Genomic DNA, 6,483 nt, shown 5'->3' on the forward strand with positions numbered 1-6,483 from the left:
CAACAAATTATTAAGCGCCAACTTCAGCTTTAACAACTTCTACAATACGATGTACATATGCATTACAAACTTCTTGTGTCGGTGCTTCTGCCATTACACGAATAAGCGGTTCTGTTCCAGATGGACGAACAAGAATGCGGCCATCACCGTTCATTTCTTCTTCTACAACACGAATAATTTCTTTAATTTTTTCATTTTCTAATGCTAATTTTTTATCTGTTACACGAACATTTACTAGTAATTGTGGGAATTTCGTCATTTCTCCTGCAAGCTCAGATAATGGCTTTTTCGTCATTTTCATGATGTTTACAAGTTGAAGTGCACTTAACATTCCATCACCAGTTGTAATGTAATCAAGTAAGATGATGTGACCTGATTGTTCTCCGCCTAAGTTGTAACCACCGCGTTTCATTTCTTCCATTACGTAGCGATCACCAACTGCAGTTTTGTCACTTGTAATATTGTTTGCTTCAAGTGCTTTGTAGAAACCTAAGTTACTCATAACAGTTGAAACAACTGTATTGTGCTTTAGTTGGCCAGTTTCTTTCATGTACTTCGCACAAATAAACATAATTTGATCGCCATCAACGATGTTTCCTTTTTCATCTACAGCGATTAAACGGTCACCATCACCATCAAAAGCAAGACCGATATCAGCACCTTTTTCTTTCACTAATTCTGCTAGGCCTTCAGGATGCGTAGAACCTACTCCAGCGTTAATATTCATACCATTCGGTGAAGTTCCCATTGTTGAAATATCAGCTTCTAAATCCGCAAATAAGTACGGCGCTAAAGAAGACGTTGCACCATGTGCACAATCTAAAGCGATATGTAAACCAGAGAAATCTTCTTCTACAGTTTGTTTAATGTATTGTAAATATTTTTGTCCACCTTCAAAGTAATCGCTCACTTGTCCAAGGTTAGTACCTGTTGGACGTGGCAATTCATCAACTTCTTTGTCTAATAAAGCTTCGATTTCTGCTTCTTGCTCATCTGTTAATTTAAAACCGTCTGAACCGAAGAATTTAATTCCGTTATCTTGTACCGGATTATGAGATGCAGAAATCATCACACCTGCTTGTGCACCTAACGCCTTTGTTAAATAAGCAACACCCGGTGTAGAAATAACACCAAGGCGCATTACTTCTGCTCCAGTTGATAATAGACCTGCTACTAAAGCTCCTTCTAACATATGACCAGATACACGTGTATCACGACCGATAATTACTTTTGGACGATCTGTATCTTTTGTTAATACATAACCACCAAAACGTCCAATTTTGAAAGCTAATTCAGGTGTTAATTCCTCATTCGCAACTCCACGTACTCCATCTGTACCAAAATATTTACCCATTATGATTCGCTCCTTTTTCTTGCTCTTTTTGATTATCTACTGTTGGTTCTTGACTAAGTTCTTTATCTTTATCTTTGTCTTTTTCTTTTTCTTTTTCCTGGTCTTTTTCTGGATTAGTTTCAGGATCTTTTGGTTTTTCAGTTTGATTATCTTGATTATTATTTGAATTTGGTTGTTCACCATTACCCTGTACTTCTTGATCTGGCTTTTCTTTCTTCACAATAGTAACTTTAGCACTTTTTTGTTTTGGCTCTATTGAAATATTACCAGGACCGCTCACTTGAATCGAAACATCCTTCGTCCCTGGCGATACATTTTGCAAATTAATTACCGCTGTTATTTGAGCAGCTGTTATTTTATCTACTATACTTGCTTCTCCTGAAATATCAACGCTTATCTTTCCATCCTGTGGCGAAAGTAACTGAGCAGTGACATCTTTAGAAACTCCATTTTTTTGAATCGAGACACCTTCAATTGTTCTAGTTTTCGTTTGTTTTACTTTTTGTACCCCTACGGAAACCTTCACTTGACTTGGTTTAGAACTCGTTACACCCTTTGGCAATAAAACAGAGGTATCGAATGTTGTAGACTCAGTCAATTGACTAAGATCTACTTCGACCCCCTCTATTGATTGTATATTATCCAAAATATCTTTTGGACCCGCTATCGTTACTTCTCTCGGTTCAACGCTAATATTTGTAACGGCCAATCCTTCTGGTAAACTCCCCTTTTTCGTATACGTTACAGGAACAGTTTTTTCCGTATTATTGGCCGTAGCTTGCGTCGCCACATTCAACGTTACACTAATTTTAGATGGACTTGTTCTTACATTTAAACGTTTTCCTTCTTTATTGTATAATGTAACTTCAGCTGTTTTTGTAACAGTTTTATTAACACCTTTTAAATCAATATACGCCTTAGCAGATGAAATACTTTCGATTTCTTCTTTCGTCCCAACTACCTCAACAGTATCAGGTTTAATGTTTGATTTTTCGAGAGTAGCACCCGCTGGCATCTGATCCTCATTTGATAACTTTAAGTCTACATGAACATATTTTCTCGCTTTTTCATGAAGAGTAACTTTAATTGTTGATGGCTGAACTGTTCCCTTCACATCATCTGGAAGCCCGTTCGTTTTCAAAGAAACTTCATAAGTCCCTTTTGGACTATCTCGCAAATCAACCGTTATATCAAATTGTTTTTTTGCTTTTGCTGTAGCAACTGCTGCTTTTGGACCTTCTAACTTCACCTTAACGCCCTCTGCCGGAATACCACTTACAATATATTTATCTTCATCATACTTAAGGTTAATAGCATGATTAGTTAATGTTTCTTTCGTATCATTTGCGAAAGGTAATATACCCGATGTCGTATTCTTTTCAGTTAAAGTTGCGGACATAAAAAGCATACACGCCAATAGTAATGAGATTCCTTTTAAAAACCAATGATTCTCCATTAACTTATCCATGACGCTTTCTCCTCCAATTCCATAAAGACGAAGAAGTCGTTTTTTCGTTCCCACTAAATTCTGCTAATAACATATCCTTCAGTTGTTCCGTCTTCAAATCACGATGCAACTTACCATTTTTCGTTAAAGAAATTTGGCCTGTTTCTTCAGATACAACTACTGTAATACTATCAGTGACTTCACTAACTCCCATTGCAGCACGATGCCTTGTTCCTAACTCCTTAGAAATAAAGGGACTTTCTGATAATGGAAGATAACAAGCCGCTGCTTTAATTGTACTTCCTTGCATAATTACGGCTCCGTCGTGAAGAGGCGTATTTGGAATGAAAATATTAATGAGTAACTCCGATGATACATTTGCATTTAACGGAATACCCGTTTCCACATAATCACCCATTCCGGTCTCTTTTGACAACGTAATTAATGCACCAATTCTACGTTTTCCCATATATTCCGTTGCTTTTGCTATCGATGTTGCAACAATTTCAGGTTCATCATCCTCCTGAGTTCCAACACGCGAAAATAAACTTCCGCGTCCTAGCTGCTCAAGTGCTCTTCGCAATTCTGGCTGGAAGATAATAATAACGGCTAAAAATCCCCACGTTAATACTTGTTCCGTTAGCCAATAAAGCGTATGCAATTCAAGGAAAATACTAATCATCCGAACGACAATAATAACTGTAATCCCCTTTAAAAGTTGAACAGCTTTTGTCCCTCGGATTATAAGAATTAGCTTATATATAATAAACCATACAACGGCAATATCTAATACCGTACTAAGATATTTCAAAATGGTCGTATCTTCAAAAGGCATGCTAACCCTTCCTCCTACTTACGAGCAATTCTATCCATATATTGAAATATTGTTTTATGCTCTATCTGTATGTATTTCCAACAACTAGTTAATTATACCATACATGAAACAAACGACAATTACAAACAACCCCCTTTAGATCAAATTGGTAAGATGTCAAACAATCTTATCGTACAGTATAATATAAATCATTATTATACGCCTATTTTCAAATAAAAAAAGCAACTTCTCAGTTGCTTTTCTTACATTTATTTTAGTTTTTCACCGAATAAAGAACCCATTAAAGCAACCGCGGTTGTTGCCGTTCTATTTCTCTCATCTAAAATCGTATTTACTTCAACAAACTCAGCAGATGTAACAATATCAGCTTCCGCTAACATTTCCATCGCTAAATGACTTTCACGATACGATAGACCACCAATTACAGGCGTTCCAACTCCTGGTGCATCATGAGGATCAAGACCATCTAAATCTAATGATAGATGTACACCATCAGTATGAGATAAATAAGCAATTGTTTCTTCCATAACAGCCGTCATACCCATACGATCAATTTCATGCATCGAGAATACTTTAATACCTTCATTGCGAATAAAGTCTTTTTCTCCTTCATCCAATGCACGTGCACCGATAATTACAACGTTCTCTTTTTTCACCTTTGGATATGCCCCGTATAAGTCTACAAGCGTGGGATGTCCATAGCCTAAACTTGCTGCAAGTGACATTCCATGAATATTACCAGATGGTGAAGTTTCCTCCGTATTTAAATCTCCATGTGCATCATACCAAATAACACCTAAATTTTTATAATGTTTTGCCACGCCAGCTAGTGTACCAATTGCGATACTATGGTCACCACCTAATACAAGTGGAAAACGACCTTCTTCTATAATATGATCCACCTTACTTGCCAATTCATTACATACAGTCGCAACTTGTGTAAGGTTTCTTAATTTTGTATTTTCATCAACTTCTTTTTCTCTCTCTATACATATATCTCCCATATCTTTAACGTTATATCCAATTTCTTCAATTCTTTCAATTACCCCTGCATAACGGATCGCGCTCGGGCCCATATCAACTCCACGACGCATCTGTCCTAAATCCATTGGAACTCCAATAACTGAGATTTCTTTTTTCATAGATAGTATCCCCCTTTTATGCCTTCACTAAATATTTTAAATCTTTTATATACTCTGACTCAACTCGACATTTTTCTGTATGGATATACAATTTATTCACTTATATTTATGTTGAAATCCAAATTTTAAGACCATTTTATGTATAAAGTTAACTTAATGAAACAACTGCTATCATTATTATTAGATAATAATAAAAAACACTTCTACATTTAGAAGTGTTTTTTCGATGCAATTTTCCATACTGCTGCAATATTTCTTGCTGTCATTTCAATATTCTCTTTTGCCATCTTATATGCCTCTTCTAGTGCCATTGGAGAAGGCGTAATACTAAATACTGCATCGATTCCCTTTTCGTAAACAACTGGATAATTTGGAGATACCGATCCTCCTATAGCAATCACAGGAATATGAAGACGTTTCGCTCGCCCCGCGACACCAACAGGAGCCTTTCCATATGCTGTTTGTTCATCTATTCTACCTTCACCAGTTATAATTAAATCCGCATCTTCTATATGCTTATCAAAATTTGTATGATCCAATACAATTTCAATACCCTTTCGTAAGCTTCCCTTTAACACCGCAATAACAGCTGCTCCCATACCTCCTGCCGCTCCTGCACCAGGTATTTCAGATACATCCAAAGATACATATCGTTTAAGAATAGTCGCATAATGCTTTAAATTCTCATCTAGCCTTTTCAGCATCTCTACATCCGCACCCTTTTGAGCACCAAATACGAAAGATGCCCCTCTCATTCCGACTAATGGATTATTTACATCACACGCCGCTTCTATCGTTATCTCCTTTAGGCGTGAATCCATTCGTGAAAAATCAATCGTGACAATCGAATGTAATGTTCCTCCAGATGGATCTATTACTTCACCCTTTTCATCTATAAACCTTACTCCTAAAGCCGATAACATACCTGCCCCACCATCATTTGTAGCGCTTCCTCCAAGCCCCAAAATAATATGCTTAACTCCTTGGTCTAGCGCATGTAATATAAGCTCTCCTGTTCCTTTTGACGTTGTAATGAATGGATTTCGCTTTTCAACCGGAACGTGTTGTAATCCAGATGCCGATGCCATTTCAATAAACGCTGTCTTTTTATCTGTAGAAATGCCATAAAAAGCTTGTACGCCTCCTCTAAGCGGTCCTGTCACATAAAGTGATACAACGCTTCCTCCTGTGGCATCAACAAGTGAATCAACAGTTCCTTCACCACCATCTCCAATTGGTATTTTTACATACTCTGCTTTAGGAAAAATTGCTCCAAAACCTCTTTCAATAGCTTCACATACTTCTATAGCCTTTAGACTTTCTTTGTATGAATCAGATGCAATGACAACTTTCACAATTATCCCCCATCCTTTATTTTTACGTTTTCTTCATTTTAAACGACAAATATGAAAGTTGTCTTTTTAAACAAAAAAAAAGCGTACATCATATGATATACGCTTTCTCTATTTATATGGAGCCTAGCGGGATCGAACCGCTGACCTCCTGCGTGCAAGGCAGGCGCTCTCCCAGCTGAGCTAAGGCCCCGTAGTAATAAAGCGGAAGACGGGATTCGAACCCGCGACCCCAACCTTGGCAAGGTTGTATTCTACCACTGAACTACTTCCGCGAAAATGGTGAGCCATGAAGGATTCGAACCTTCGACCCTCTGATTAAAAGTCAGATGCTCTACCAACTGAGCTAATGG

5 protein-coding genes and 2 tRNA genes are annotated in these 6,483 nt (G+C 37.4%); all 7 read right to left on the reverse strand.

The genetic code is table 11. From position 1 onward, the window contains the following. Window positions 1–10: 10 nt before the first annotated feature. The 7 genes from glmM to JDS98_RS26995 all read right to left on the reverse strand — a co-directional run bounded on the left by glmM (window position 11) and on the right by JDS98_RS26995 (window position 6,405). Window positions 11–1,354, reverse strand: a complete 1,344-nt coding sequence (glmM, locus tag JDS98_RS26965) for a phosphoglucosamine mutase (RefSeq protein WP_000521472.1) — start codon at window positions 1,352–1,354, stop codon at window positions 11–13. Further along, a complete protein-coding gene (locus JDS98_RS26970) occupies window positions 1,347–2,822 on the reverse strand; it encodes a CdaR family protein (protein WP_199634514.1) in 1,476 nt (491 codons plus the stop codon). The genes glmM and JDS98_RS26970 overlap by 8 nt, the downstream gene beginning before the upstream one ends. Beyond that, on the reverse strand, window positions 2,815–3,636 hold the full coding sequence (gene cdaA / locus JDS98_RS26975) for a diadenylate cyclase CdaA (protein ID WP_001115710.1): 822 nt from the start codon (window positions 3,634–3,636) through the stop codon (window positions 2,815–2,817). The genes JDS98_RS26970 and cdaA overlap by 8 nt, the downstream gene beginning before the upstream one ends. Window positions 3,637–3,884: 248 nt before the next feature. Beyond that, complete coding sequence (rocF, locus tag JDS98_RS26980; RefSeq protein ID WP_000711579.1) at window positions 3,885–4,778, reverse strand: arginase; 894 nt, start codon at window positions 4,776–4,778, stop codon at window positions 3,885–3,887. A gap of 209 nt (window positions 4,779–4,987) precedes the next feature. Next, window positions 4,988–6,133 (reverse strand): glycerate kinase, encoded by a 1,146-nt coding sequence (locus tag JDS98_RS26985; RefSeq protein ID WP_199634515.1) that lies wholly within the window; start codon window positions 6,131–6,133, stop codon window positions 4,988–4,990. A 117-nt stretch (window positions 6,134–6,250) separates the two neighbouring features. Then, a tRNA-Ala gene (locus tag JDS98_RS26990) sits at window positions 6,251–6,323 on the reverse strand. A 10-nt stretch (window positions 6,324–6,333) separates the two neighbouring features. Continuing rightward, a tRNA-Gly gene (locus JDS98_RS26995) sits at window positions 6,334–6,405 on the reverse strand. Window positions 6,406–6,483: the final 78 nt, after the last annotated feature.

Source organism: Bacillus cereus group sp. N11 (genome assembly GCF_016483605.1).
Lineage (GTDB): Bacteria > Bacillota > Bacilli > Bacillales > Bacillaceae_G > Bacillus_A > Bacillus_A toyonensis.